At 69.7% G+C, this 24,349-nt stretch carries 19 protein-coding genes; 5 read left to right on the plus strand and 14 right to left on the minus strand.

The genetic code is table 11. The features are described 5' to 3' along the window. Positions 1-33: 33 nt before the first annotated feature. The 8 genes from QYS60_RS25325 to QYS60_RS25360 form a co-directional block, all read right to left on the minus strand. Complete coding sequence (locus QYS60_RS25325; protein ID WP_371384607.1) at positions 34-1,899, minus strand: alpha/beta hydrolase-fold protein; 1,866 nt, start codon at positions 1,897-1,899, stop codon at positions 34-36. Positions 1,900-2,151: 252 nt separating this feature from the next. Then, positions 2,152-3,162, minus strand: coding sequence for an alpha/beta hydrolase family protein (locus QYS60_RS25330; protein ID WP_029540191.1), 1,011 nt, complete (start codon positions 3,160-3,162; stop codon positions 2,152-2,154). A 307-nt stretch (positions 3,163-3,469) separates the two neighbouring features. Further along, on the minus strand, positions 3,470-5,425 hold the full coding sequence (zomB, locus tag QYS60_RS25335; RefSeq protein WP_371384608.1) for a flagellar motor control protein ZomB: 1,956 nt from the start codon (positions 5,423-5,425) through the stop codon (positions 3,470-3,472). Beyond that, a complete protein-coding gene (locus tag QYS60_RS25340) occupies positions 5,406-6,311 on the minus strand; it encodes a decaprenyl-phosphate phosphoribosyltransferase (protein WP_054372879.1) in 906 nt (301 codons plus the stop codon). The genes zomB and QYS60_RS25340 overlap by 20 nt, the downstream gene beginning before the upstream one ends. After that, a complete protein-coding gene (locus QYS60_RS25345; RefSeq protein ID WP_003937162.1) occupies positions 6,308-6,844 on the minus strand; it encodes a phosphatase PAP2 family protein in 537 nt (178 codons plus the stop codon). The genes QYS60_RS25340 and QYS60_RS25345 overlap by 4 nt, the downstream gene beginning before the upstream one ends. Continuing rightward, positions 6,828-8,744 (minus strand): glycosyltransferase, encoded by a 1,917-nt coding sequence (locus QYS60_RS25350; protein WP_003937163.1) that lies wholly within the window; start codon positions 8,742-8,744, stop codon positions 6,828-6,830. Before QYS60_RS25350 ends, QYS60_RS25345 begins: the two co-directional genes overlap by 17 nt. Continuing rightward, positions 8,741-9,961: a UDP-galactopyranose mutase gene (gene glf, locus QYS60_RS25355; RefSeq protein WP_003937164.1), complete on the minus strand. Its 1,221-nt coding sequence runs from the start codon at positions 9,959-9,961 to the stop codon at positions 8,741-8,743. Before glf ends, QYS60_RS25350 begins: the two co-directional genes overlap by 4 nt. A gap of 73 nt (positions 9,962-10,034) precedes the next feature. Further along, positions 10,035-10,787 carry a MerR family transcriptional regulator gene (locus tag QYS60_RS25360; protein WP_289379593.1) on the minus strand — a complete coding sequence of 251 codons (753 nt, stop codon included), beginning with the start codon at positions 10,785-10,787 and terminating at the stop codon, positions 10,035-10,037. 147 nt (positions 10,788-10,934) lie between these two features. Here QYS60_RS25360 and QYS60_RS25365 point away from each other — a divergent pair, with 147 nt between their 5' ends. Beyond that, positions 10,935-11,399 (plus strand): DUF2231 domain-containing protein, encoded by a 465-nt coding sequence (locus QYS60_RS25365; RefSeq protein ID WP_289379613.1) that lies wholly within the window; start codon positions 10,935-10,937, stop codon positions 11,397-11,399. Positions 11,400-11,409: 10 nt separating this feature from the next. On the opposite strand, the gene QYS60_RS25370 is transcribed toward QYS60_RS25365, so the two are convergent. The 3 genes from QYS60_RS25370 to QYS60_RS25380 are packed head-to-tail and all read right to left on the minus strand — an operon-like array spanning position 11,410 to position 14,920. Further along, a complete protein-coding gene (locus QYS60_RS25370; protein WP_289379595.1) occupies positions 11,410-12,777 on the minus strand; it encodes an MFS transporter in 1,368 nt (455 codons plus the stop codon). A gap of 42 nt (positions 12,778-12,819) precedes the next feature. Beyond that, positions 12,820-13,803: a PDR/VanB family oxidoreductase gene (locus QYS60_RS25375; protein WP_289379596.1), complete on the minus strand. Its 984-nt coding sequence runs from the start codon at positions 13,801-13,803 to the stop codon at positions 12,820-12,822. A 1-nt stretch (position 13,804) separates the two neighbouring features. Then, the gene (locus QYS60_RS25380; RefSeq protein ID WP_289379598.1) at positions 13,805-14,920 is read right to left on the minus strand and encodes an aromatic ring-hydroxylating dioxygenase subunit alpha; all 1,116 of its coding nucleotides are present in this window, start codon (positions 14,918-14,920) and stop codon (positions 13,805-13,807) included. Positions 14,921-15,045: 125 nt separating this feature from the next. Here QYS60_RS25380 and QYS60_RS25385 point away from each other — a divergent pair, with 125 nt between their 5' ends. Together QYS60_RS25385 and QYS60_RS25390 are read left to right on the plus strand one after the other, a co-directional pair. Further along, the gene (locus QYS60_RS25385) at positions 15,046-15,636 is read left to right on the plus strand and encodes a PadR family transcriptional regulator (RefSeq protein ID WP_289379600.1); all 591 of its coding nucleotides are present in this window, start codon (positions 15,046-15,048) and stop codon (positions 15,634-15,636) included. Positions 15,637-15,794: 158 nt separating this feature from the next. Beyond that, positions 15,795-16,904, plus strand: a complete 1,110-nt coding sequence (locus QYS60_RS25390; RefSeq protein ID WP_289379601.1) for a glycosyltransferase — start codon at positions 15,795-15,797, stop codon at positions 16,902-16,904. Between the two features lie 86 nt (positions 16,905-16,990). Here the strand turns inward: QYS60_RS25390 and QYS60_RS25395 are convergent, their stop codons facing one another. Continuing rightward, a complete protein-coding gene (locus QYS60_RS25395) occupies positions 16,991-18,538 on the minus strand; it encodes a SpoIID/LytB domain-containing protein (protein WP_371384610.1) in 1,548 nt (515 codons plus the stop codon). A gap of 326 nt (positions 18,539-18,864) precedes the next feature. Here QYS60_RS25395 and QYS60_RS25400 point away from each other — a divergent pair, with 326 nt between their 5' ends. Next, the gene (locus QYS60_RS25400) at positions 18,865-20,901 is read left to right on the plus strand and encodes an N-acetylmuramoyl-L-alanine amidase (protein WP_289379602.1); all 2,037 of its coding nucleotides are present in this window, start codon (positions 18,865-18,867) and stop codon (positions 20,899-20,901) included. Between the two features lie 12 nt (positions 20,902-20,913). On the opposite strand, the gene QYS60_RS25405 is transcribed toward QYS60_RS25400, so the two are convergent. Continuing rightward, entirely contained in the window at positions 20,914-21,735 is an 822-nt protein-coding gene (locus QYS60_RS25405; RefSeq protein WP_289379604.1) for an HAD family hydrolase, read from the minus strand. A 62-nt stretch (positions 21,736-21,797) separates the two neighbouring features. Continuing rightward, positions 21,798-22,559 (minus strand): 1-acyl-sn-glycerol-3-phosphate acyltransferase, encoded by a 762-nt coding sequence (locus QYS60_RS25410; RefSeq protein WP_003937175.1) that lies wholly within the window; start codon positions 22,557-22,559, stop codon positions 21,798-21,800. 174 nt (positions 22,560-22,733) lie between these two features. Between QYS60_RS25410 and QYS60_RS25415 the strand changes: the two genes are divergently transcribed. After that, on the plus strand, positions 22,734-24,284 hold the full coding sequence (locus QYS60_RS25415) for a Rieske 2Fe-2S domain-containing protein (protein ID WP_371384609.1): 1,551 nt from the start codon (positions 22,734-22,736) through the stop codon (positions 24,282-24,284). The last annotated feature ends 65 nt before the right edge of the window (positions 24,285-24,349 follow it).

Consider the following 24,349-nt stretch of genomic DNA (forward strand, 5'->3'; position numbering starts at 1 on the left):
GTCGCAGCGGCACCGGAACTGCGGGTGACGATCCTAGGGGCGGACGGTGGCCACGTTGTCGACCACCGTGACGAATCCGCCCTGGAAGTTCTGCTGGACACCGCCGGGGATGGGGAACTCGTCGCCGACGGGGAAGCCGAGGCGACCGTTCTCGTAGCCGGCGCTCTTCCACGCGTCGAACACGGGCCCGTTGCGGACGGACCAGGCGCCGCTGAGCGGACTCCAGTAGATGTTGCCGCCCTCGAACTCGTTGAACCGGCCGCCGTCCTTGACGGGGATCTCGCTGGTCTTCGGGAATCCGAGCCAGCTGTTCTCGTAGCCGAGTTCGGCGTACTTACCCATGATCATCCCCTGCACGGCGTGGGCGCCGAGCGGCTCGGTCCAGTAGAGGGCGCCGATCTCGAAGCCCTGCACCACGCCGGGCTTGTTCGGGGTGGCCACCTCGTCGGCCACCGGGTAGCCGAGCGGACCGCCCTCCCAGCCCTGGCGCGCCCATTCGTCACGGATGGCGCCGCGCACGGCGTGCGCCCCGGTCTGCGGGGTCCAGTAGATCGAGCCGTGCTGGAAGTGGTTGAACCGGCCGCGGCCGTCGGGGGTGCCACGTTCCTCGGTGGTCGGGTAGCCGAGCGGACCGGCCGGCCCCCCGGCGGCCTGGTAGGCCCCGCCGATGGCACCCGCCACCGGGCGGGCGCCGCCCTCGGTGGAGGAGAAGATCCGGCCGAAGCGGAAGTCCTGGACGCGCCCGCCCGCGACGGCGTACTCCGGTGTGAGGCAGTCGCCGATCCACGGGGCGGCGGCGTCGCCGATCGCGCCGGATGCGCTGCAGTTCGGCTTCGTGACCTCCACGCCGAGGGCGTTGGCGAGCTGCGGCCACAGCTGGTGCAGCTCGAATTCCCAGTACGGCCACGAATGGGTGCCCGACGGCCGGTAGACCACCTGCGCGGGGATGCCGACCTTGTTCAGTTTGGTGGCGAACGCCTGCGAGGTGAGCCGCGACAGGATCTCGAGGCCCATGCCGGCATAGTTCGTGCTCACGCCCGGGACACCCGACGGCTGGTCGTACGGTCCGGTGCTGCCGCTGCCGCTCGAGACGTACAGGCTCACGCCCTCGAGCTTGTCCGCGAGCAGGTAGGGATCGTGGGCGGCCCACTGCTCGCCGCCGGGGGTACCCCACATGGCCGACGAGTCGAAGCCGCCGGCGTCCTGCATCGCGTACTGGATCGCCTGCGGCATGCCGAGGGTCGTGGTGGTCAGGATGCCGGAGAGCGACCCCGCGAACTTGAAGAAGCCGGGGTTGCGCGCAGGCAGGAACATCGCGGCGGTGCCGCCCATCGACAGGCCGACGACGCCGCGCTCCTTCGTGGTGCGCCAGTTGCCCTCGAGGATCGGGGGAAGTTCCTTGGTGAGGAACGTCTCCCACTGGTAGTTGCGCCCGTTGTTCTGGTCCACCCAGTCGGCGTAGAAGCTGGACTGTCCGCCCACCGGCAGCACGACGTTGACGTTCTTGTCCGCGAAGAAGGCCTCGGCGTCCGTCTCGATCGTCCAGCCGTTCTCGTCGTCGCGGGCGCGCAGGCCGTCGAGCATGTAGACGGCGGGGAACCGCGCTTCCGGTTCGATGTTCCAGTCCCGGGCCAGCAGCAACTGCACCTGGATGGGCGTGCCCATCGCCGGCGAGTTCACCCACAGGGCCACGCGCCGGTCGGTCAGCCAGTCCACCCGCTGCACCGTCACCCCGGACGGGGCCTGCGCGGCGGTGGGCTCGCTGCGGTCCACCGGCACCGCGTACGCGGCACCGACGGCGAGGGTTCCGGCGACGAGCGGGGCGACGAGGGCTGCGGCGACCGCCCCGAGGACCCGCCGGCTCCGTCGTGCGGGCGGCACCGGCTGCCGGGCGCGCACGGTTCGACGTCCGCCAAGCACAGTTCGCATCGGCATCGCTCACTTTCTGCGTTGCTGGGGCGTCGACGGGCGACCGGGCCCCGCGTCTCGAAGACTGTTTCTACACGTGAACGGGCGCCGGGTGGGGGTGCCGCGCTGTGACGGCTGTGGTTTTTGTCAACTATCCGGGAAACGGCGCATGCCGCCCCTCGTCCCTCTCGGGTCGTGGGGCGGCATGCGGACCGTCAGTGTGTGCCGGGTGGTTCGGCGCGATCAGTAGGCGTTCAGTGCCTCGAGGATCTGGGGACGAGCCTTCCACAGCTCCTCTTCCCAGTACTTCCAGGAGTGCGTGCCGCGCGCCGGGAAGTCGAAGCGGGCCTGGATGCCGAGGGTGGCCAGCTTGATCTGGAAGGCACGGGTCTGGGCGAGGGCGAGCGCCTCGAGGCCCATGGCGTTGGCGGTGTTGTAGACACCCACCAGGCCCTGCGGGTTGTCGTGCTGACCGGGCAGGCCGCTGGCCGCCGAGATGTACATCGACAGGCCGGCGAGCTTCGGCGCGAACACGAACGGATCGTTGCGCAGCCAGGCCGGGCTCCACGGCGGGCCCCACATGGAGTCGACGTTGAAGCGGCCGGCGTCGAGCATCGCGACGCGGATGGCCTCACGCATGCCGGGAGCCGACAGGTTCAGGTATCCGGAGAGCGACGACGCGAACTTGAACTGGTCGCGGTGGTAGGCGGCCAGGGTCAGCGCGGCGCTACCGCCCATCGACAGGCCCAGGATGCCGTTGTTGCTGCGGGAGACGCCGCGGGTGGCGAGGTAGTCCGGCAGGTTCTCGGTCAGGAACGTCTCCCACTTGTAGGTGACGTCCTGGCCGTTGAGGTTGCTGGGCGCGTACCAGTCGGTGTAGAAGCTCGACTGGCCGCCGACCGGCATCACCAGGGTGACGTTGTCGTTGGCGAACTGGTCGCGCGCGTTGGTCTCGAAGCTCCACGCGTTCGCGTCGTCCCGGGCGCGCAAGCCGTCGAGCAGGTACAGCGCCGCGTCACCGCCGCGGGCGGCCCACTGGATCTGCACCTTGATCGGGCCCATGTCGGAGTCGACGAAGACTTCCTCGAACCCACCGGCCGGTGCCCGGTGCGAGATTGGGGTGGCGGCTGCGGGAGCGGCGAGCGCGGCGGTGCTTCCGGCGACGCCGGCGGCAACCGGCAGAACGAGGGCTGCGGCGCCCACGCCGAGCACGCGCCTGCGGAGGCGCTGCGACAACCTCGGGACAAAACGCATGAACAATGCTCTCTTTCTCGATCTGCGGCGTCCGCGTGCGCGTCCCCCGTCGGATACCGGCGGCGACGACCGAGCGGGCCGTCACAAGTCACACTGCGGTCAAGACTGTAAAGGACACCGTGGGCTCTGACAAACCCTTGGTAACCCAGGTCGACGAACCGTGTGTCGGCTTCGATATCGGCCCACACTGCCGATGCGTTACTCGTCCGTTATCGGCTGTGATCATACCGAGATAATTCCGGCGGTCTACTCCGGGCCGCCCGGAACGAAACGACGCCGGTGTGATTCGCAGCCCGGACGCCCGCGTTCAGCCCCCGTCACGTGGGGGCGGAAGCTCGAGGCCGCAGCGCTGGATCTCGTATTTCGGCACCCGGTCGAGTCGATAGTCCGCATATTCGAACGAATTGCGAAGATTTCGCTTGAACAGCGGCCAGGTCAATTCCGCGCGGGAGGACGCGAGCAGTTCCTGCGTCTGCGGACACGTCAGCGCCACCTGCGCCTGCGCCACCCAGTCCTCGTCCAGGTAGGCGGGCAGCCACGGGTGCACATCCACCATCCCCGTGTCGGCGACGACCCAGTCGGAGTAGAGCAGCTTGTCGTGCCCGATGCGCCCGTCCTCGAGCCGCTCGGTGTGCGCCGCCAACGGGTATGCGAGCCCCATCTGATCGAGCACCTGCACGTCGAGCCCGACGTTCATGCTGGTCATGCCGAGGTTGAGGAAGTACACGGTGTGGCCGGCACCGCCCGGCGGTACCGGTTCCGGCGGCGGGACGACGTCCCAGGCGTCGAACGACGGTGTCGGCAGCAGCAGTCCGCCGTCGGGGGTGTTCGAGATCGCCTCGACCATCGCCCGCATGCGCGGATAGTCGAGGTAGTCCTCGGCCCGGACGGGATGCAGATGGCCGGTGTTGAGGGCGTAGAACGCCCGCTCGTCGACGATCCCGGAACGGCCCACCACCGCCCCCTCGGGCATTCCGGTGGTGTTCGCGGCGATCGCCGACCACACCACCACCCCGAGCCACAACGCGCCTGCCGCACCCGCGACGGCCGTCGTGCGATTGCGGCCGATCTCGGCGCGCGCGGGAAGACGCAAGGGAATCACAGCGACGGGAACGAGCAGACAGAACAGCGGCGGCAGCAGCACGCGGCCGTGCATGAAATCGCCGCCGACCCGAAGGGCGTACAGGGTGAGCAACAGTCCGGCGCCGAGCATGAAGACGACCACGGCGGACGGGGTGCGCAACGCCCGCTGCGCGCGGACCACGAACGGCGCTTCCGTGTGACGGATTTCACGTTTCGGCGCACCCGCTGCGAGCGGTGTCAGGGAGCGCCACGCGAGCACGGCGCCGAGCAACAGGAACAGCAACGGCAGCCACAGCAGGTACGGGCTCACCAGGTTCCCGAGATACTCGAAGCCCTGCGCCCACTTCGCGCCGCCCGCATCCTTGGCCACCGCCGTGTTCGGGTAGGGCAGTCCGTAGTAGCCCATCCGCCAGATCTGATAGGCCACCGGCACAGCACCGGCCACCGCCACCATCGCGATCCGCACCCGCCACGTGAGGCCCGCGGCGAGGAAGAGCATGAGCAGGGCCGGGAGCGCGAGGAGCGCCAGTTCGGGACGCACGAGCGGGCCGAGGCCGGCCACGAACGCCGTCGCCAGCACCGACGGCGCCGACGGGACCCCCGGCGCCGTCGCCCACCGCATGAGCAACAGCCACACCAGGGCGATCCAGCAGATCACCAGTCCGCTCTCGAGGCCGGAGGTGGCGAAGTCCCGCGCGGGGGGCACCGCGATGTAGACGAACATGCCGGCGGGAACCAGCAGGAAGGTGGCACCGCTGCCCCGCAGCCGCCACCGGTACAGCCGGCCCGTGCCGAGCATCGCCAGCACCACCGCCGCGGTCGACAACACGAGCGCCGTGGCCAGGACCACGTACTCGAGCCGCACACCGGTGAGCCAGCCCATCGCGTACACGAGATACGTCCACAGGGTCGACGTGTTCGCCTCCACGCGGTCGCCGGCGTTGAACACCGGGCCGTTGCCCGCCAGCAGATTGCGCACGGTGCGCAGCACGATCAGGCCGTCGTCGGCGATCCAGCGGCGCTCCCACGCGCCCCAGAACATCAGCAGGGCCGTCAGTGCGACGCCACCGGAGAACACCGCGGTCGGTACCCACGGCCGCACGCCGTCCCGGTGGGCCGGCCGGGCCCGGCGGGCCGGGGCGTCGAGATCCTCGTCGAGGTCAGAAGAGGTAGACAGCACCGCCGACCGCCCCGATCCAGGCCACCGCGAGGAGTTGCAGCACCCGGTCCTTCAGGGCGATCTCCTCGGGTTCGCCGGCCTCCCCGCCGTCCACGTCGACCGCGTACCGCAGGATCGCGATCACGAACGGAACCATCGAGATCGCGAACCAGTTGGTGTCGTTGGCCTGATCGCGTTCGAACGCCCACAGGCCGTAGCAGATGACGACCGCCGTCGCCGACAACGTCCACACGAACCGCAGGTAGGTGCCCGTGTAGTACTCGAGCGACTTGCGGATCTTCGCGCCCGTCCGCTCCGCGAGCCGCAGCTCCGCGTACCGCTTGCCCGCCGCCATGAACAGCGAACCGAACGCCATGATCAGCAGGAACCACTGCGACAGCGGGATCTCTGCGGCCACACCACCGGCGATCGCGCGGATGAGGAACCCGGACGAGACGATGCAGATGTCCAGCACCGGCTGGTGCTTGAGGCCCAAGCAGTACGCGAGCTGGATGCCGATGTAGACGGCCATCACCACCGCGAGCTGCCAGTTCGCCAGGAAGGACAGCGCGATCGCGCCGACCAGCAGCACCACCGCCATTCCGTAGGCCAGGTTCACCGGCAGCACGCCGGCGGCGATCGGCCGGAACCGCTTGGTCGGGTGGGCGCGGTCGGCCTCGACGTCCATCGCGTCGTTGACCAGGTAGATGCCCGAGGCGGCCATGCAGAACACCACGAAGGCCAGGGCGACCGGGATCAGGACGTCCAGTTCGGTCGCCGAGCCGGCCGCGAGCGGCGCTGCCAGCACCAGCACGTTCTTCACCCACTGCCGGGGGCGGACCGCCTTGACGATGCCCTCGGGCAGATTCTTCGGAGGTGCCGCGACGGCTACCGGTTCCTCGCTCATCTCTCTCCAAACTTCTTCTCGGCCCGCACTACGGCCGCGGCGGACGCGGCGCCGAGCGCAGCCCCCGCCAGCACATCCGTCGGATAGTGGACTCCGAGCACGAGGCGGGACAGCAACATCGGCGGGACCAACACCGCCGGTAAGGGTAGCCCCGTCAGCCGGCCGAGCAGCACCGCAGCGGCCGTCGTCGAGGTGGCGTGCGAGGACGGGAAGCTGAGCCGGCTCGGCGTGGACACGTTGACCTGGACGGTCGGGTCCACGGGCCGCGGCCGCCGCACCACCCGCTTGACCGCGATGGACGCGGCGTGGGCGCCGACGGCGCCGATCGCGACACCGGCCCAGCGGCGCCGGCGCGGACGGTCGACCAGGGCCCCGATACCGCCGATCACCGCCCAGCCGAAGGCGTGCTCACCGAAGTGCGACATCCCCCGGGCCACCGCGAGGGCCCCGGGACGCGAACCGACCGTGGACTGCACGACCTGCAGCACCTGGATCTCGGCCTCGGTGGTCGGCCATTCACGATTCGAAGACACGCTCCCACTCCTCCTTGCTCGTCAGGGCGGGAACCGCGGCCTGGTACTCGTCCTTCAACTCGGGGAACCTGCGGGCAAGCTCGCGGCGCAGCCGCACGGCCTCGGACAGCAGCGCCTGCGCCTGCCGCGGGTCGCGCTTACGGTAGACGACGCCGCGCCCATCCGCGGTGGTCACGGTCACACCGTCGACCTGCGACAGCAGGAACCAGCGGGCGTCGAGAGTCGGCACGTTCAGCTGCGGGCGCTCGTGGTGTTCCGGATGCGCCGGGCGCACGTTGTGCACCAGGCCCTTGGCGAGGCGCACCATCTTGCCGACGGCTCCGCGCGGCTCACCGACCGCCCCGACCTCGGCGCCCGACGGCAGCGGCAGCTCGGTCGACGACGGCAGCACCACGGCGTCGGAGAACCGCTTGCGCAGCGCGTGCACTTCCCCGAGCGCGGTCGGCAGCAGCTCGAACAGACGGTCCGGGCCGGCCAGGAAGTCCTCGATCGCCTTGTTCTGGATCGCCACCGTCGAGTACTCGAGGCACAGCAGGTGCTTGAGCGTGGCCTTGACGGTGTCGAGGACCAGGCCACGTCCGTCGCCCGGCATGTGCAGCGCCGCGACGACGAGACGGTTGCGCAGGTGGAAGTACGCCTGCCAGTCGATGGCGTCGTCCTTGTCGCTCCACGCCATGTGCCAGATCGCGACGCCCGGCATGGTGACGGTCGGGTAGCCGGCGGCACGCGCCCGCAGCCCGTACTCGGCGTCGTCCCACTTGATGAACAGCGGCAGCGGCTGACCGATCTCCTCGGCCACCTGCCGCGGGATCATGCACATCCACCAGCCGTTGTAGTCGACGTCGATGCGCCGGTGCAGCAGCTTCGACTGCTCGCGGTCGCGCAGCGGCTTGGTGGAGAAGTCGTGGTCGTACTCGACGTTCGGCGCCGCCGTCCACATGAAGTTCGCCCGGTCGATCACCTCGCCCATCGTGTGCAGGTGACTGCGTTCCTGCAGGTTGAGCATCTGACCGCCGACGAGCATCGGGGTCTTGGCGAACCGGGACAGGGCGAGAGCGCGCAGGATCGAGTCGGGCTCGAGCTCGATGTCGTCGTCCATGAACAGGATGTACGGGCAGTCGGTCGTCTTCAGCGCCTCGTACATGATGCGGCTGTAGCCGCCCGAGCCGCCGAGGTTGCCCTGGTCGTGGATGGCGAGCCGGTTGCCGAGCTCGGCCGCCGCCTCGGTGAAGCCGGGCTCGTCACGAACCTTGCGCGTGCCCTGGTCCGGAATGATCACGGCGTCGACGACGTCGAGGACCAGCGGATCGGAGGCCAGGGCGACCAGGGCCTTCACGCAGTCCGTAGGGCGGTTGAAGGTGGGGATGCCCACGGCGACGGACGCCTCGCCGGGCGCCTCGACTGGCGCGTACCACCCTGCCGAGCGCAACGTGACGTCGGAGTCGGTGGTGATGTCGAACCAGATCCAGCCGCCGTCCTCGAAGGGGCCGAGGTCGATCTCGAACTCGACCGTCGCGGCGTCGTGCGCGGCGGAGAACTCGCGGCCCTCGACGTGGATACGGCTCGAGTCGGCCTTCGAGCGGTACACGTCGGCCCGGCCGTGCCCGGTGAGTTCGAGCCGCAGCACCACGGAGGTGAGGGTGCTCCACCGTCGCCAGTAGCTCGCCGGGAAGGCGTTGAAGTAGGTGCACATCGACACCTCGGACTCGGCGCCGATGTTCAGCGACGTCCGGCCGACGGCGTGGGCGCGCCGCGCGTTGGTGGGTGATTCCTCCAGGTAGAGGGTGCGCACGTCGAGCGGTTCGCCCGGACGCGGCAGGATCACCCGCTGCAGCAGTGCCTTGCCGAGCCGCTCGTCGACGGGTGCGTCGGGCTCGACGAGCAGGTGCCGGGCGCTCACGAGGCGTCCCCCGCCAGTGGGGTGCCCGATTCGAAGTACGGCGCGAGCGCGTTGTCGAACATGCTCAGGGCGCTCGCGATGGCCATGTGCATGTCGAGGTACTGGTAGGTGCCGAGCCGGCCGCCGAACAGCACCTTGTTCTCGGTGGCCTCCTGCTTGGCCCGCTCCCGGTAGGCCGTCAGCTTGGCGCGGTCCTCCGGGGTGTTGATCGGGTAGTACGGCTCGTCGTCGTTGCCGGCGAAGCGCGAGTACTCGCGCATGATCACGGTCTTGTCCGTGGGGTAGCTGTCCCGCTCGGGGTGGAAGTGCCGGAACTCGTGGATGCGGGTGTAGGGCACGTCGGCGTCGTTGTAGTTCATCACCGGGGTGCCCTGGAAGTCCGCGGTGGGCAGCACCTCGGTCTCGAAGTCGAGGGTGCGCCAGCCGAGCCGGCCTTCGGCGTAGTCGAAGTAGCGGTCGAGCGGGCCGGTGTAGACCACGGGGGCGTCGGGGCTCGCGGCGCGGATCTCGTCGCGCACCTCGAACCAGTCGGTGTCGAGCCGCACCTCGATCTTCTCGTCCTTCGCCATGTTCTCGAGCCACGCGGTGTAACCGTCGACGGGCAGACCCTCGTAGGTGTCGTTGAAGTACCGGTTGTCGAAGGTGTAGCGGACCGGCAGCCGGGTGATGTTGCCGGCGGGCAGTTCCTTCGGGTCGGTCTGCCACTGCTTGGCGGTGTAGTCGCGCACGAATGCCTCGTAGAGCGGCCGGCCGATCAGGGAGATGGCCTTCTCCTCGAGGTTCTGCGCCTGCGCGGTGTCGATCTCGGCGGCCTGTTCCCTGATCAGGGCCCGGGCCTCCTCCGGGCTGAAGTACCGGCCGAAGAACTGGGACACCAGCCCCAGCCCCATGGGGAACTGGTAGGCCTGGCCCTTGTGCATCGCGAACACGCGGTGCTGGTAGTTCGTGAAGTCGGTGAACCGGTTCACGTAGTCCCACACCCGCTTGTTGGAGGTGTGGAACAGGTGGGCACCGTACTTGTGGATCTCGATCCCGGTCTCGGGTTCGGGCTCGGAGTAGGCGTTGCCACCGAGGTGGTGGCGGCGCTCGACGACGAGCACGCGTTTGCCGAGTTGCGTGGCGGCACGCTCGGCGATCGTCAGTCCGAAGAACCCGGAGCCGACGACGATCAGGTCGTGCTCACCGGTGGCAGGCTGGGGCGAGGGTGCAGCGGTCACGGAAGACCAGGGTAGGCGACCCGCGCGCCCGTGCGCGTTTCCGGTAGCGGGAGCGACCGGAAACACACACGAGTCAGGCGAGGCGGGCCCGCAGGGCAGACCGGACGAACTTCGCACCGTCCGGGCCGCCGTAGTTCGCGGCGAACCGCTCGTCGGCGACGTACATGTCGGCCAGGCCCAGGATGTAGTCCCGGTTCGGCTCCTCCCCGTACCCGGGGGTGCCAGGGATGCTGCCGAGCCACGCGATGTGGCGACGGGCCAGGTTCTGTCCTTCCGGACCGGCGGGGTCGAGACCGGCGGCCGCGGCGGCCGTCCAGTCCGCGCCCAGGCGGGCGGCGACGGTCTTCCAGTCGGCGCGCTCGTCGTCGCTCATCCCCCGCCACCAGCGGTCGCTGCTCTCGTAGGCGTCCGCGCCCCAGCGTTCGATCACCTCGTCGCGGTACTGCGTGTGGTCGAACCCGTCGAATACTTCGTCTGCCATCAGTTCCTCACCTCTCTCGGTTCTGCGGATGGTGGTGCGCACCGACTCGATCTGCCGGGCCAGCCGCCGCTGCTCGTGCTCGAGCAGTTCCAGGTGCACGCGCAGCGCCGCGGTGGCGTCGCGGTGCCCTTCGAGCACCTCCGCGATGGCCGGCAGGCCCAATCCCAGGTCGCGCAGCAGCAGGATGCGCTGCAACCGGACCAGGGCGTCGGCGTCGTAGAACCGCATGCCGCCCGGGCCGGTGCGGCTGGGCTCGAGCACGCCGACGTCGCCGTAGTGACGCAGCGTGCGGCTGGTGACGCCGGCCGCGCGGGCCAGTTCCTGGATGGACCACTCGCCCTTCATTCGCGGGCCTCTCTCGTCGGGTATCCCCAGGATGCGTCTTGACGCAACGTCAACGTCAAGTGCATTCCGGTCCCGTTCGTCCGGATCCGCGCCTACGGTTCTCCTGACGTCCCGGCCGACAGGAGAAGCGGTATGACACTGAGCGGTATGACACTGATCAGCGGACTGCCCGCCCACCCCCTGCTAGTGCACGGCGTCGTCGTTCTGGTGCCCCTGGTGTCGCTGGGACTGGTCCTGTGTGCACTGTGGCCGGCCGCGCGCCGGCGCCTGCTGTGGCCGGTCGTGGTGCTCGCGGCCGCGGCGCTGGTCCTGACCCCGATCACCGCCGAGACCGGCGAGCAGCTCGCCGGTGTCCTGGGCCCGTCTCCGCTGATCGAGACGCACGAGGAACTCGGCGAGACGATGACCCTCGTCGTCGTACTGTTGTTCGCCGCGACGATGTTGCTCACGGGTGCGCACGTGCTGCGCGGCCGCGGCGACGGCAGCGGGCGACGAGCCCTGACCGTCGTCGCGGCCGCGCTGGCCGTCGTCGCCGCGGTGGGTGCGACGGTGCAGACCGTCCGGGTCGGCGAGTCCGGCGCCGAGGCCGTCTGGACCGGACGGTTGCCGTGACGGCGGTGCGTCAGACCGTCGCGGGTGCCCCTGTGTCCGGTGTCGTTGCGTCCGGTGTCGTTGCGTCCGGGGTCGCGGCCGGGGTGCGTGCCGGTCGCAGCAGCAGCAGCGCCACTGCGGCCAGGACGACCACGCCGGCGACGGCGAAGTACAACTGCGCCGGCGACCAGCCCGCGTCGAGCAGCATGCCCGCGGCAGTGGGGGCGAGGATCGCGCCGGCGCGGCCGACGCCGATGGCCCAGCCGACGCCCGTGCTGCGCACCCGCGGGCCGTAGAGGGACGGGGCGAGGGTGTACAGACCGGCGATGCAGCCGTTGATCAGACCGCCGATCACGATTCCCAGCGCGAACGCGACGGCGAGTACCGAGATCGAGGCGATGAACACGGCCATGGCCGCCGCCGACAGGCCGGTGAAGGTGATCAGGACGGACCGGGTCGACCACCGGCTGGCCAGGACGCCGAACAGGACGGAGCCGACCGTGCCGCCGAGGGTGAGCATCATGCCGGCGGTCGCGCTCTGATCCTTGGTCAGCCCGGCCGTCTCGAGCAGCGACGGGGTCCAGGAATTGACGAAGTAGAAGCCGAACATGGTGGTGAAGAACGCCGCCCACAACAGCAGGGTCGGGCGGGCGCGGCTTCCGGTGAAGAGGTCCGCGATGCGGCCGGCCCCCGCCCCGGCGCCGCGGGTGGAGCCGTCGAGCGAGTCGATCGGGTCCTGGCCGATACGACGGGCGATCCGGTTGATCGAGGCGAGATCGCCGTCTCGGCCGCGGGCGCCGAGGAACTCGATCGATTCCGGCAGCAGCGCAGCCAACAGCACCAGCACCGTTCCGGTCAGCACCGCACCGACGACGAACACTGCCCGCCAGCCGTATTCGGTCTGCAGGCCCACGGCGGCCAATCCGCCGAGAGTGGCGCCGACCCCGTACCCGGCGGTGTAGATGCTGATGGCCAGGCCGCGCCAGCGCGCCGAGGAGTATTCGCTGGCGATGACGGTGGTGCAGGCGAGCACTCCGCCGATGCCGAGACCGGTGAGCACCCGCCAGGTTCCGAGCTGCCATGCCGATCCCGCGGTGGCGGACAGCGCCATTCCGGCGGTGGCGAGTGCGACCGACAGGAGGATGAGCGGCCGGCGGCCGACCCGGTCGGCGACCGGGGCGAGGGTGATCGCGCCCACGGCCATACCGATCAGTCCGGCGCTGAGGAGCACACCGATCGCCGAGCCGCCGAGCGCGAAGTCGGCGCCGATGCTCTTGGCAGTGAAGGCCAGGGCCATGACGTCGTAGCCGTCGAGGATGTTGAGCACTACGCACAGGGCGACGATCAGCCACTGGTAGGGGCGCATCGGCGACGTGTCGATGCGAGCACGAAGGTCCATGCCGAATTCCTTTGAGGGAGGGTGTATCCGATGACCAGGCCGTCAGTGGACGGCGAGGGTGACGGTGCCGGGCACGGCCGGGGCGCCGGGACGGCGCACCACTCGCGACACGCAGGCACACAACTTCGTCGCGGCCGTCTTCTGCTCTTCGCTGTAGAAGACGTCGCGGTGGTCGACGGTGCCGTCGACCGCGGCGATACCGACCTGACACAGACCGCATTCGCCCTTGCGGCAGTCGAACATCATGTCGACACCGGCACGTTCGAGTGCGTCCAGCAGGGACTCGTCGGTTCCGACGGTGGTTTCGACGCCGAGGTCGGGAACCTTGACGACGAACTCTTCGGCGTCGAACCAGCCACTGTTGCCGAAGGTTTCGTAACGGAGGTTCGGCAGCGGGAGCTCACGGTCCACCCAGGCGCGACGGACCGCGTCCATCAGCCGGATCGGCCCGCACATGTACAACTCGGTGCGGGCATCGACGCCGCCGACCAGGGTGCCGACGTCGAGGCCGGTGCCTTCGTCGTCGATGTGCAGCTCGAGCCGGTCCCCGTGGAGCCCGGCCAGTTCGGAGAGGAAGGCCGCCGCCGAGCGGGTGCGGGCGACGTAGACGAGGCGGTAGTCGGCGCCGACCCCCTTCAGCGCCGTGCCCATCGCGGAGATCGCCGTGATGCCGATTCCGCCGGCGAGCAGGACGTAGCGCGGCGCGCCGATCCGCAACGGGAAGTTCTGCAGCGGTGCGGTGACGTCGAGTTCGTCGCCTGGTCGGAGCGCGTGCATGAATCGCGATCCGCCCCGCGAGGTCGGGGACAGGTGCACACCGAGGGTGACGGTCCGGCCGTCGGCGCCTGCGGAGACGAGGGAGTAGGACCGCACCTCGCCGGTGTCGAGGCGCACGTCGACGTGGGATCCGGGTTCGGCTCGGACCGGGGTGTCGAGGGCGAGGACGATCCGGGCGATCGCGTCGGCCGCAGGGTCGATCGAGACGACGCGGCCGCGCTGCCAGGAGGCCTGGTTGGTGGCACTCATCTCAGCGCACCGCCTCGGGGACCGCGGTGCCGGCAGCGACGATCCGTTCGGCCTCGATCATGCGCTGGATGATCCTGCGCACCCACATGCCGCCGGCGTCGATGTTGAGGTTGTAGAACTCGTGGCCGGGGTTCGCCTCGATCGCCTTCTGCTGGGCGGTGAGCATCGCCTCGTCCTCCCCGAAGACGCCGTGCACGCCCTCGCGCAGTTGCGTGGTGATGAGCTGGCTGTCGAGCCGGTAGTTGCGCATGAATGCCCAGAAGTAGAGGGCGGTGCGTTCGTCGACCGGCGAGATGGTGTTCATCACGAATCCGTTGACGCCCTGGCTGCGGTCGCCTTCGGGGGCGCCCGTACCGGCCTTCGCCACCCCGACGTCGATACGGATGGTCGACGGCGCCTGGAATTCGATGATCTGCCAGCGATCGACCTTGCCCTCGAAGCCGGGGAACTTGTCGCGCATGTTCTTCAGCCAGAACGGGGGCGCGTCGATGTCGTGCATCCACCGGGTGACGGTGACGGTGCGGTCGTCGTGGGTGACGACGAAATCGGATTCGCTGAGTTCGTCCTGCCCGATCGACGACGAGTGCACGAACTCCTCGTGGGTGAGGTCCATGAGGTTGTCGAGCACGAGCTGATAGTTGGCCTGCACGTCGATGGTGCGCCCGTCGCCGGCCCAGTCGGGTGAATCCATCTGGAACATGTCGGGGATGGTGCTGGGATCGGCGAGCATCGGATCACCGGGCCACACCCACACGAAGCGGTGCCGCTCGACGACCGGGTACGAGGCCACCATCGCGGACGGGTTGATCGTCTGCTGGGCGGGCATGTGGGTGCACCGTCCGGCGGAGTTGAACTGCAGGCCGTGGTAGGGGCACTGGATTCCGTCGGCGCCGACGAGGGTGCCCATCGACAGCGGGGCGAGGCGATGCCAGCACGCGTCGGCGAGGGCCACCGGCCGGCCGTCCTCGGTGCGGTAGAGCGCGAGCGGTGTGCCAGCGATGGTACGGGCCAGGATCTCGCGCCTGCCGACCTCGTGGTCCCAGGCTGCGACGTACCAGGCGTCGAGGGGGTAGGCCATGTTCTTCGCGGTCGCCCCGGCGGGCCCCAGATCGGTCATGTCGTTCCTTCGGGATGAGCGGAAAGACTACCTATCGACATAGATAGTTGGTGACGTGAACCACACACTAACTATCGATATAGTGGTTGGCAAGACCTGCCCCCGAAACGAGAGGTGAGGACGAGATGAGCCTCCGCTATGCCCTGCTGGCGCTGCTCACAGCCGAGCCCCTCACCGGGTACGACGCCGCCAAACGCTTCGGCGGCTCGGTGGGCTTCGTCTGGCACGCCCCGGACTCGCAGATCTACCCCGAACTCCGCCGGATGGAGAAGGAGGGCCTGATCGAAGGCGAGCAGGTCCGCTGGGGACCGAACAGCACCAAGACCCGCTACTCGATCACCGACGACGGCATCCGCGCGTTCCGGGACTGGATCAACGCCCCGATGGACTACGGGCCGATCCGCGACGCTCCGCACATGCGAGCGGCCTACTTCGAGTGGGCCGACCCCGACTGCGTCCGCGAGAACCTACAGCGGCACATCGACTACTACACCGAGCAACGGGCTCGATGGGCCGCCATGCGCGCCTCGATCCTCGACGCCTCCCACCCCACCATCGCCACTCGCATCGAGAAATACCCCGCGCAGGAACACGAACGGATCATCGCCTACAAGGCATTCGCCTACCAGGGGCTCGTCGACCGCGCGACCGCCGAGATCGAATGGGCGCACGACGGCCTGGCTCTCGTCGACAAGCTGTCCCCCCCGTCGCCCTGACGCCGGCCCCGGCGAACCGTCGCGGGTGGGCGGGAACTGCCACCTCGTGGCGCACGCTCCGGAACCACCGCCGCGGCGCGGGAGGTTTCCGCGGACGTTCACCGCGCCGCCCGGCGTCGTTGGCGCGCCCGTCGCCGCGGTGCGGCTCACTGAGACCGGTGCGCATCGTTCAGCTCGCCAACTTCTACGGTCCCCGGTCCGGCGGCCTGCGCACCGCGCTGCACCAGTGGGGCGGCGGGTACGTCGCGCGTGGGCACGAGGTCGCGCTGGTGGTGCCCGGCGCCCGGCGCGGCGAGGAACTGCTCGGGAACGGGGTCCTGCGGATCACCGTTCCGGCGCCGGTCGTGCCGTGGACCGGCGGATACCGGGTGGCCGACCCGCGGCGTGTCGCGGATATGCTGCGCGGCCTGCGGCCCGACGCGGTGGAGGTGTCGGACCGGCTGACCCTGCGCGGGTTCGGTCGGTGGGCGCGACGCCGCGACGTCCGCAGCGTCGTCGTCTCCCACGAGCGGCTCGACCGCCTGCTCGGCCAGGCGCTGCCGTCGCCGGCCGCACGCCGGGCCGCCGACCTGGCCAACCGCCGGATGGCCGCGGACTACGACACGGTGGTGTGCACGACGGAGTTCGCGGGTGCGGAATTCACCCGCATCGGAACGCCGAACCTCGTGCGGGTGCCGCTCGGCGTCGATCTCGACCGCTTCCATCCCGACCGTCACGATCGGAGCCTGCGCGAGCGGTTCGTACCGGGCTCGGTGCGGCTGCTGCTGCACTGCGGCCGGCTGTCCGTCGAGAAGAAGGTCGAGCGCAGCATCGACGCGACGCGTCTGCTGCGTCGTCGCGGGCACGACGTGCACCTCGTCGTCGCCGGTGACGGCCCGAGACGACATGCGCTGGAACACAAGGCCAGAGGACTGCCGGTGACGTTCACCGGATTCATCAGGGACGCCGGCCGGCTCGCCGCGCTGTTCGCCACCGCCGACGTGTCGCTGGCCCCCGGCCCGCACGAGACGTTCTGCCTGTCGGCGCTCGAATCGCTGGCCGCCGGCACGCCGGTGGTGGCCTCGCGCTCGTCGGCGCTGACGGAGATCCTCACCCCCGATTGCGGCGCCCTGTCGGCCGATCGCGGACCCGCGTTCGCCGAGGCCGTCGACGAAATACTCTGCGGCCCGGACGATGTCCTGCGCCGCTCCGCACGTCGTCGAGCGGAGCAGTTCGGCTGGGCGGCGTCGGTCGACGGGATGCTCGCGGCGCTCGGCGCCTGCGGATAGCTTTCCCCCGACCCGGGGGTTTGGCCGAATGTCACATCGCATCGATCGGATCGACGCAATGTGACATTCGGCCACGAAACCGGGTGCTACTCGGCGCTTCCCGTCCCCGGCAGCCACTCGCGCATGATGCTCGAGTCGATCACCTGCGCGCCGAGGTCGGGGGTCCAGACGATGATGCCGCCGGTGAAGACGCGGAACTTGCCGCGTTCGTCGGGCAACATCAGTTCCGGGCCGACCGGGGTGCCCAGCGCTCCGTCGTGTCCGCCGAGCTCGAGGTACTTCTCCTCGATGGGCGAGCCCTGGCCGGTCTCGAAGGGTTCGTCGCCGACCTCGGGACCGGGCTCGGGTGCGGGAGTGGACGGCGGAACCGCGGCCTCCGCACCCTCCTGGACGGTGAACCAGTCGGAGCGCAGACCCAGCTTGGCGCGCGCCTCGGCGCCCGTGGTCTCGACCGTGCGATCGGCACCGACGATGCGGACGTGGGTGACGCGGCCGCCGTCGGCACCGAGGTTGTTGCGGCCGACGATCTCGAACGCCTGCAGTTCACCGATCCCGAAGGCCGTGCCGATCTCCCCGGCGGTCATCGTCTTCGCCCACTGCCGGTTGGGCGCGACGGCGTCACCGAGGTCCTCGACGGAGGGGAACACGCCCCCGGCCGAGTAGCCACCGGTCGAGGCCGAGAACTCGCTGGCGACGACCTTGCCGTCCTTCATGAGGACGGTGCCGCGGGTGGAGTTCACCGCCTCGTTCGTGCGGGGGTCCTCCTTGCTCGATCCCGCATACACCTGACAGTTCTGACTGTCGCACGTCTGCCACAGCGGTGAGCGGTTCTCTGCCGCGGCATAGGAGCGGGCGGCGATGGCCTGCGCACGCAGCGCCTCGGCACCGCCGGTGTCGGCCCAGCTGGGCAGCGACTCGGCCGGGACGACACTGAGCAGGTAGTCCTCCATCGACAGCCGGTTGACGGTGCGCGGCGCCGAGCCGTCGAGGACGACACCGAGCGAGCCACGGTAGGGGGCACTGTTGCCGCAGAGCTTCAGGTGTTCGGCGGCGGGCCGGGCCTCACCCATGTCGGCGGGGTCGACCCAGGGCAGGTCGGCGCGGCCCTGCCACAGCACCTCGCCGGAACATCCGGCCGTGACGACGACGTCCGCTCCCCCGTCGGCGGTGGGCGTCAGGTGGGCAGCCTCGCCGGGCCCGGTCTGCCGGCCGGCGACGGTCATCCCGGTGTCGGAGTAGACGTCGAGGGGCGCGTCGTCCTGCCCGACGAGCCGGACCGCGATCATGGTGTTCTCGGGGAGGGCGCCGAGGGTGGTGCCGCCGTAGTAGTGGCCGAGGATGCGATCGGCGGACCACCCGTGCTGCGAGGCGTAGCCGTAGGCACCCCACTGGCCCATGCCGCGTCCGTGACCGTGGCCGAAGCCCACGAAGGTGAACGGGGTGTCGGCGGCGACGGCCTGCGTCACCTCAGGTCCGGCGGTGCGCACGTGCATCACCCCACCGACTGCCGCGCCGATCAGCAGCGCGGGCGCGAGACCGACGGCCGCGGCGCGGGCCGTGGCGGGTCGCCAGCCGTTGCGGAGGGGGTGTCCGACGACGAGACGCCGCCGGCGGTGGGTCCGGCGGATGGACATTCGTGGCATGCGCTGCACTCCCTCGTTCTCGCACCGTGTGCCGCCCGGACGCAGGTCCGCGCGTATCGGACATTCGAGACGGATCCTCAAGCTCAGGTTGAGGCTTAAGGTTGTCTGCGACTAGTGTGGCAAGAGTGACTGGATGAAGCAACAACAGTCACACCAGTAACAGCAGAATCACAAGTTGCACACGATTCTCGGCCGTTCCGCACTCCGGGTCGTCCGGATGACGGAGGATTCGGTTCGATTCGAGCCGGCTCCTCGGCCTCGGCCGAGCGCCGCCCGGCCGCCGAGGACCGCCGCGAACATCGACAGGGAGAAGCACCGTGCCGCATCGCCGACCGAAGCCGTCGATCGTCCTGGGTGCCGTCGCCGCCCTGGCCGTCGCCAGCCCATTCGCCGTCTACGGCGTCACGAGCACCACATCGGACGTCCGCTCCACCAACGAGTCCGTCCCGACCGTCGTACCGCCCGAGATCGCGGAGGTCGTCCTCGCATCCGTGCCCGACATCGTGATCCCGATCCATGAACTCACCGGCCTGAACCTGCCCGACCTGAGCCTGAGGGAACTCGCCGCGGGGCTGCCGGAGATCGCCGCGCCCGCCCCGTCGACCACCTCGGCACCGGCTCCCGCGGCCGCGGACGTCGTCGACCGCATCGGAGCGACCGTCAAGCAGCTCACCCGGGACGCCCCGTTCAGCATGATCGCGCTGGCCGCCAAGGACGTCGCGGACACCGACGCACGGATCCGGGCCCAGCGGGAGGACGGCAGCTGGGGGCCGTGGACGGCCACCGAACCGATCGACACGAGCCGCGACGACCAGACGCCCGACGAGCGGGCCGGCACCGAACCGATCTACGTCGGCGCCACGAAGGTCGTGCAGGTGCTGCTCACCCCGCGCCCGGGGCCTGAACCGACACTCGCCGGCGCCGAGATTCCGGCACCGGCACCCGCACCGGCACCCGCGCAGCCGGAGCTGGGCTATGCGCCCGCGTCGTCCTCACGGCCCCTGCACGCGCAGGAACGCGCCGCCACCGAGGACGTCAGTGCCGTGCTCATCGACCCGGGGTCGAGCAGCGCCGACGCCGCGCTCGAGGACATCGCCGGTCCGGTCGGAGGGTCCGGGCCGAAGGTGATCACCCGAGCGCAGTGGGGCGCCGACGAGTCCATCCGCTGCCAGGACGCCACCTACGACGACTCGCTCGGCGGAGCCACCGTGCACCACACCGCCGGCAACAACGACTACTCCAAGGCCGAATCGGCGGAGATCGTGCGCGCCATCTACGCCTATCACGCACAGACCCTGGGCTGGTGCGACGTCGGCTACAACGTGCTCGTCGACCGCTACGGCCAGATCTTCGAGGGCCGCGCCGGCGGCCTGGACAAGCCCGTGCAGGGCGCACACGCCGGTGGCTTCAACGAGAACACCGTCGGCATCGCGATGATGGGCGACTTCTCCAACGTGGAGCCTCCGAAGGCAACGGTCGACGCGGTGGGCCGCTTCCTCGGCTGGCGCCTCGCAAAGGCGGGCCTCGACCCCAAGGGCGAGACCACCATGTACTCGGAGGGCACGTCCTTCACCCCGTACCCGCAGGGCGCGGCCGTCGACCTGCCGATCATCTTCGCGCACCGCGACGTCGGCAACACCAGCTGTCCCGGCGACTCCGGCTACTCGAAGATGGACGAGATCCGCGACATCGCCGCGGCCACCGCCGCCGGGCAGAGCACCACGCCGTCCACACCGAGCGACGACTCGTCCGACCTCGTCACCGACAACCCGCGCGAACAGGTGCCCGACGTCGACGCGGGGGCCCCGGCCACCGGCTCGGCGGACCGCCTGCCCGACACCGGATCGGCGGACCGCCTGCCCGACACCGGCTCGACCGAGAAGGTCGCGGACCTCGTCGGAGAGCTGATCCGGCTCACCGACAACTCGCCGCTGGCCCAGAAGTGGATCGCCGAGGGCGGCGAGACCGGCCGTCTCGGGGCTGCTGTGTCCGGCGTCTTGCCCGCGAAGGCAGGGTACGAGCGCGCCGAGTTCGTCAACGGCGCCATCTACACCTCGCCGAACGGGGGCGTGTGGACAGTGCTCGGCGAGATCTACAAGACGTGGCAGCGCAGCGGCCTCGACGCGGGTGAACTCGGTCTGCCGACCAGCGACGAGTACCGCGTCCCGGACGGCTGGCGCTCGGACTTCGAGTTCGGCTCGCTGATCTTCAACGAGCTCACCGGCGCGGTGACGAAGGTGCTGCGCGCCTACAACGACGCGTACGAACAGGCACAGGCCCCGGCTCCCGCGGCTCCGGCTCCCGCTCCCGAGGCCCCGTCCCCGGAAGCGCCGGCCCCTGCTCCGGCGCCCTGACCGATCGATCCGTCACCGCCACCAGCGCTCGAGGATGCGGGCCACCCCGTCCTCGGTGTTGGTGGCGGTGACCTCGTCCGCGGCCGCCTTCGCGTCCGGGTGCGCGTTCTCCACCGCGACCCCGTGGCGCGCCATCGACAACATCGGAATGTCGTTGGGCATGTCCCCGAACGCGACGATCCCGTCGGCGGCCACCCCCAGGTGTTCGGCCATCAGATGCAGGCCCGATGCCTTCGTCACACCGGAGGCGGAGATCTCGATCAGGCCGTTGTCCGTGGAGTAGGTGACGTCCACCATGCCGCAGAGCTGCGGAGCCAGCGCCTCGGCCATCTCGTGGCTCGTCGCCGACGCCAACCGGATCAGTAGCTTGACCGCCGGCTCGGCGATCACCTCGTGGTCGGCGAGCTCGGTGTTGTCCGGATTCAGCCACGCATGCTCGTAGCCGGGGGCGCTGACGAACTGCGGTGTCGCAGCATCGTGGGCGCTGGCCCCGATCCGCTCGGCGGCCAGACCGCAGCCGGGCAGCACACTGTTGGCGACGTCGGCAACCCAGGCCAGCTCGTCCGCGGAGAGCACGGCGGCGCTGAGAACCCGGTCGGCGGCACTGTCGTAGAGCACCGCACCGTTGGCACACACCGCCAGGGGCGCGAAGCCGAGTTGCTCGACCACCGGCGGGATCCATCGTGGAGGACGGCCGGTGGCCAGGACGAACGGCGTCCCGGAGGACACCACGGCCTGTACTACTGCGCGGGTCCGGTCCGAGACGCGCTCCTCGTCGTCGATGAGGGTGCCGTCGACGTCGGTGGCAACCAGGCTCGGCAGATCTCGTCTCACTTCGCCATTGTGCCGGTCCCCCGCGGCGCGGCGCATCCGGGAGTCAGCGCGCCGTGCGGCCGTCACCCGTCGGTGCCGGCATCCTTCTGCGCGCGGCGGGCCTTGCGTGCGGCGGTGTCGGCGTCGTCGAGCGCAGTGGCCTCCGCGAGCGTGGGAGCGGTGCCGCCGAGCCGCACGGGCACCCAGTAGGCACCGGGCTCGTGCACGTAGCTGCTCTGCAGCTCCCGCAGCATGCGTTCCATCGTGCTGTGCAACTCCGCGGTCAGCTCCGATGCCGGCTCGTACGGCCGGATGGGCTCGCCCACCGCGATGGAGATGGGCGTCTTCGTGCGGCCGAGCCGCTTCGGGTGGCCCTTGGTCCACACCCGCTGCGATCCCCACAGGACGACCGGGATGATCGGGACGTTCGCCTCGAGCGCCATCCGCGCGGCACCGGTCTTGAAGCCCTTGATCTCGAAGCTGCGGCTGATCGTGGCCTCGGGGAACACGCCGACCAGCTCACCGGCCCGCAACGCGTCGACGGCGGCGCGGTAGGAGTCGGCGCCGTCGGCGCGGTCGACGGGGATGTGCTTCATGGCCCGCATCAGGGGACCGGAGATCTTGTGGTCGAAGACCTCCTTCTTCGCCATGAACCGGATGTAGCGCTTGGAAGTGCGGGCGGGCAGGCCGGCGTAGGTGAAGTCCATGTAGCCGACGTGGTTCATGGCGATCACCGCGCCACCGACGGCGGGGATGTTCTCGGCGCCGGTGACGGTGAACTTCAGTCCCTGGGCGGCGAAGACGGTCCGGGCGAGGCCGATGACGGTCCGGTAGAAGGGTTCCACAGTCGGTCAGAGTAGCCGGATCGGCGCCGGCGGGCTCTGCTCGATGTCTGCGGGCCCGCCCGATTCGGGATCAATGGCCCGTATCCGGCCCGGGTTCGCTGCCTGGGCGAGGCGCCCCACCGGCGTCCCCCTACCCTGGGAGGTACGTCGGTCAGCACGTCAGGAGGCAACGAAGTGCAGATCACCAGCGTCGGACACGCCGGGTTCCACATTCAGACCGAAGCGGGATCGATCCTGTGCGACCCGTGGGTCAACCCCGCGTACTTCGCGTCGTGGTTCCCCTTCCCGGACAACACGCAGCTGGACTGGGGTGCGCTCGGCGACGTCGACTACCTGTACGTCTCGCACCTGCACAAGGATCACTTCGACCCGGAGAACCTGAGCAAGCACGTCCGCAAGGACGCGACGGTACTGCTGCCCGACTTCCCGGTTCCGGACCTGCGCCGCGAGCTCGAGAAGCTCGGGTTCACGAAGTTCCTCGAGACGACCGATTCCGTCAAGCACACCGTCAGCGGACCCAAGGGCGAGCTGGACGTGATGATCATCGCTCTGCGCGCGCCCGCGGACGGGCCGATCGGCGACTCCGGTCTCGTCGTCTCGGACGGCGAGACCACGGTGTTCAACATGAACGACGCCCGCCCGGTCGAGATGGACACGATGCTCGAGGCGTTCGGGACGATCGACGTCCACCTGCTGCAGTACTCGGGCGCGATCTGGTACCCGATGGTCTACGACATCCCGAAGCGCACCAAGGCGAACTTCGGCAAGCAGAAGCGCCAGCGCGGCATGGATCGCTGCCGCAGCTACATCGACCAGGTCGGTGCGACGTGGGTGGTCCCGTCGGCCGGTCCGCCGGTGTTCCTCGATCCGGCGCTGCGCCACCTCAACGACGACCACGGCGACGAGGGCAACATCTTCCCCGACCAGCGGGTCTTCCTCGAGCAGATGCGCCTGCACGGCAACGACGGTGGCGTGCTGATGATCCCCGGCTCGGTCCTCGACGTGCACGGCAGCGAGTCGATGACGCTGACCCATCCGCTTCCCGATGCCGACGTCGAGAAGATCTTCACCGACAAGGCCGCGTACATCGAGGAGATGGCCCAGCGCCTGGCCCCGGTGCTCGAGGCCGAGAAGGCGACGTGGGCCCCGGCCGAGGGTGAGCCGCTGATCGGTCCGCTCAAGGCGAAGTTCGAGCCGATCATGGCGCAGTCCGATCTGATCTGCGACGGCATCGGCTACCCCGTCGGCCTCGTGATGGGTGAGGAGACGGTCGTGCTGGACTTCCCCAAGCGGGTCGTCCGCGAACCCATCGAGGGAGAAGGCAAGTACCGCTACGGTTTCCGGATTCCCCCGGAGCTGGTGCGCACGGTCCTGCGCGACGACGAGCCGGACTGGGTGAACACCATCTTCCTGTCCACCCGGTTCGAGGCGTGGCGGGTGGGTGGCTACAACGAATTCCTGTACACGTTCTTCAAGTGCCTCACCGACGAGCGGATCGCCTACGCGGACGGCTGGTTCGCCGAGGCCCACGACGATTCCGCGTCGATCGAGTTGGGCGGCTTCGAGATCCAGCGCCGCTGCCCGCACCTGAAGGCGGATCTGTCGAAGTTCGGCGTCGTCGAGGGCACCAGCCTCACCTGCAACCTGCACGGCTGGCAGTGGGACCTCGTCACCGGCCGCTGCAAGACCTCCCGCGGTCACGAGCTGCGCTCCCGCAAGCTCTGACCCCTCGCGCCACGTGTGGTGACCGAATGTCACTGTGAGGATGAAACGGTCCGGTTGATACTGGA

The sequence above is a fragment of the Rhodococcus sp. GXMU-t2271 genome, from assembly GCF_041414735.1.
Classification (GTDB): domain Bacteria; phylum Actinomycetota; class Actinomycetes; order Mycobacteriales; family Mycobacteriaceae; genus Rhodococcus; species Rhodococcus indonesiensis.

Bases quoted from the DNA above. Each gene is read 5' to 3' on its own strand.
- QYS60_RS25330 (WP_029540191.1), bottom strand. From the start codon at position 3,162: ATGCGTTTTGTCCCGAGGTTGTCGCAGCGCCTCCGCAGGCGCGTGCTC.
- QYS60_RS25340 (WP_054372879.1), bottom strand. From the start codon at position 6,311: ATGAGCGAGGAACCGGTAGCCGTCGCGGCACCTCCGAAGAATCTGCCC.
- QYS60_RS25360 (WP_289379593.1), bottom strand. From the start codon at position 10,787: ATGAAGGGCGAGTGGTCCATCCAGGAACTGGCCCGCGCGGCCGGCGTC.
- QYS60_RS25365 (WP_289379613.1), top strand. From the start codon at position 10,935: ATGACACTGATCAGCGGACTGCCCGCCCACCCCCTGCTAGTGCACGGC.
- QYS60_RS25370 (WP_289379595.1), bottom strand. From the start codon at position 12,777: ATGGACCTTCGTGCTCGCATCGACACGTCGCCGATGCGCCCCTACCAG.
- QYS60_RS25375 (WP_289379596.1), bottom strand. From the start codon at position 13,803: ATGAGTGCCACCAACCAGGCCTCCTGGCAGCGCGGCCGCGTCGTCTCG.
- QYS60_RS25380 (WP_289379598.1), bottom strand. From the start codon at position 14,920: ATGACCGATCTGGGGCCCGCCGGGGCGACCGCGAAGAACATGGCCTAC.
- QYS60_RS25385 (WP_289379600.1), top strand. From the start codon at position 15,046: ATGAGCCTCCGCTATGCCCTGCTGGCGCTGCTCACAGCCGAGCCCCTC.
- QYS60_RS25395 (WP_371384610.1), bottom strand. From the start codon at position 18,538: ATGTCCATCCGCCGGACCCACCGCCGGCGGCGTCTCGTCGTCGGACAC.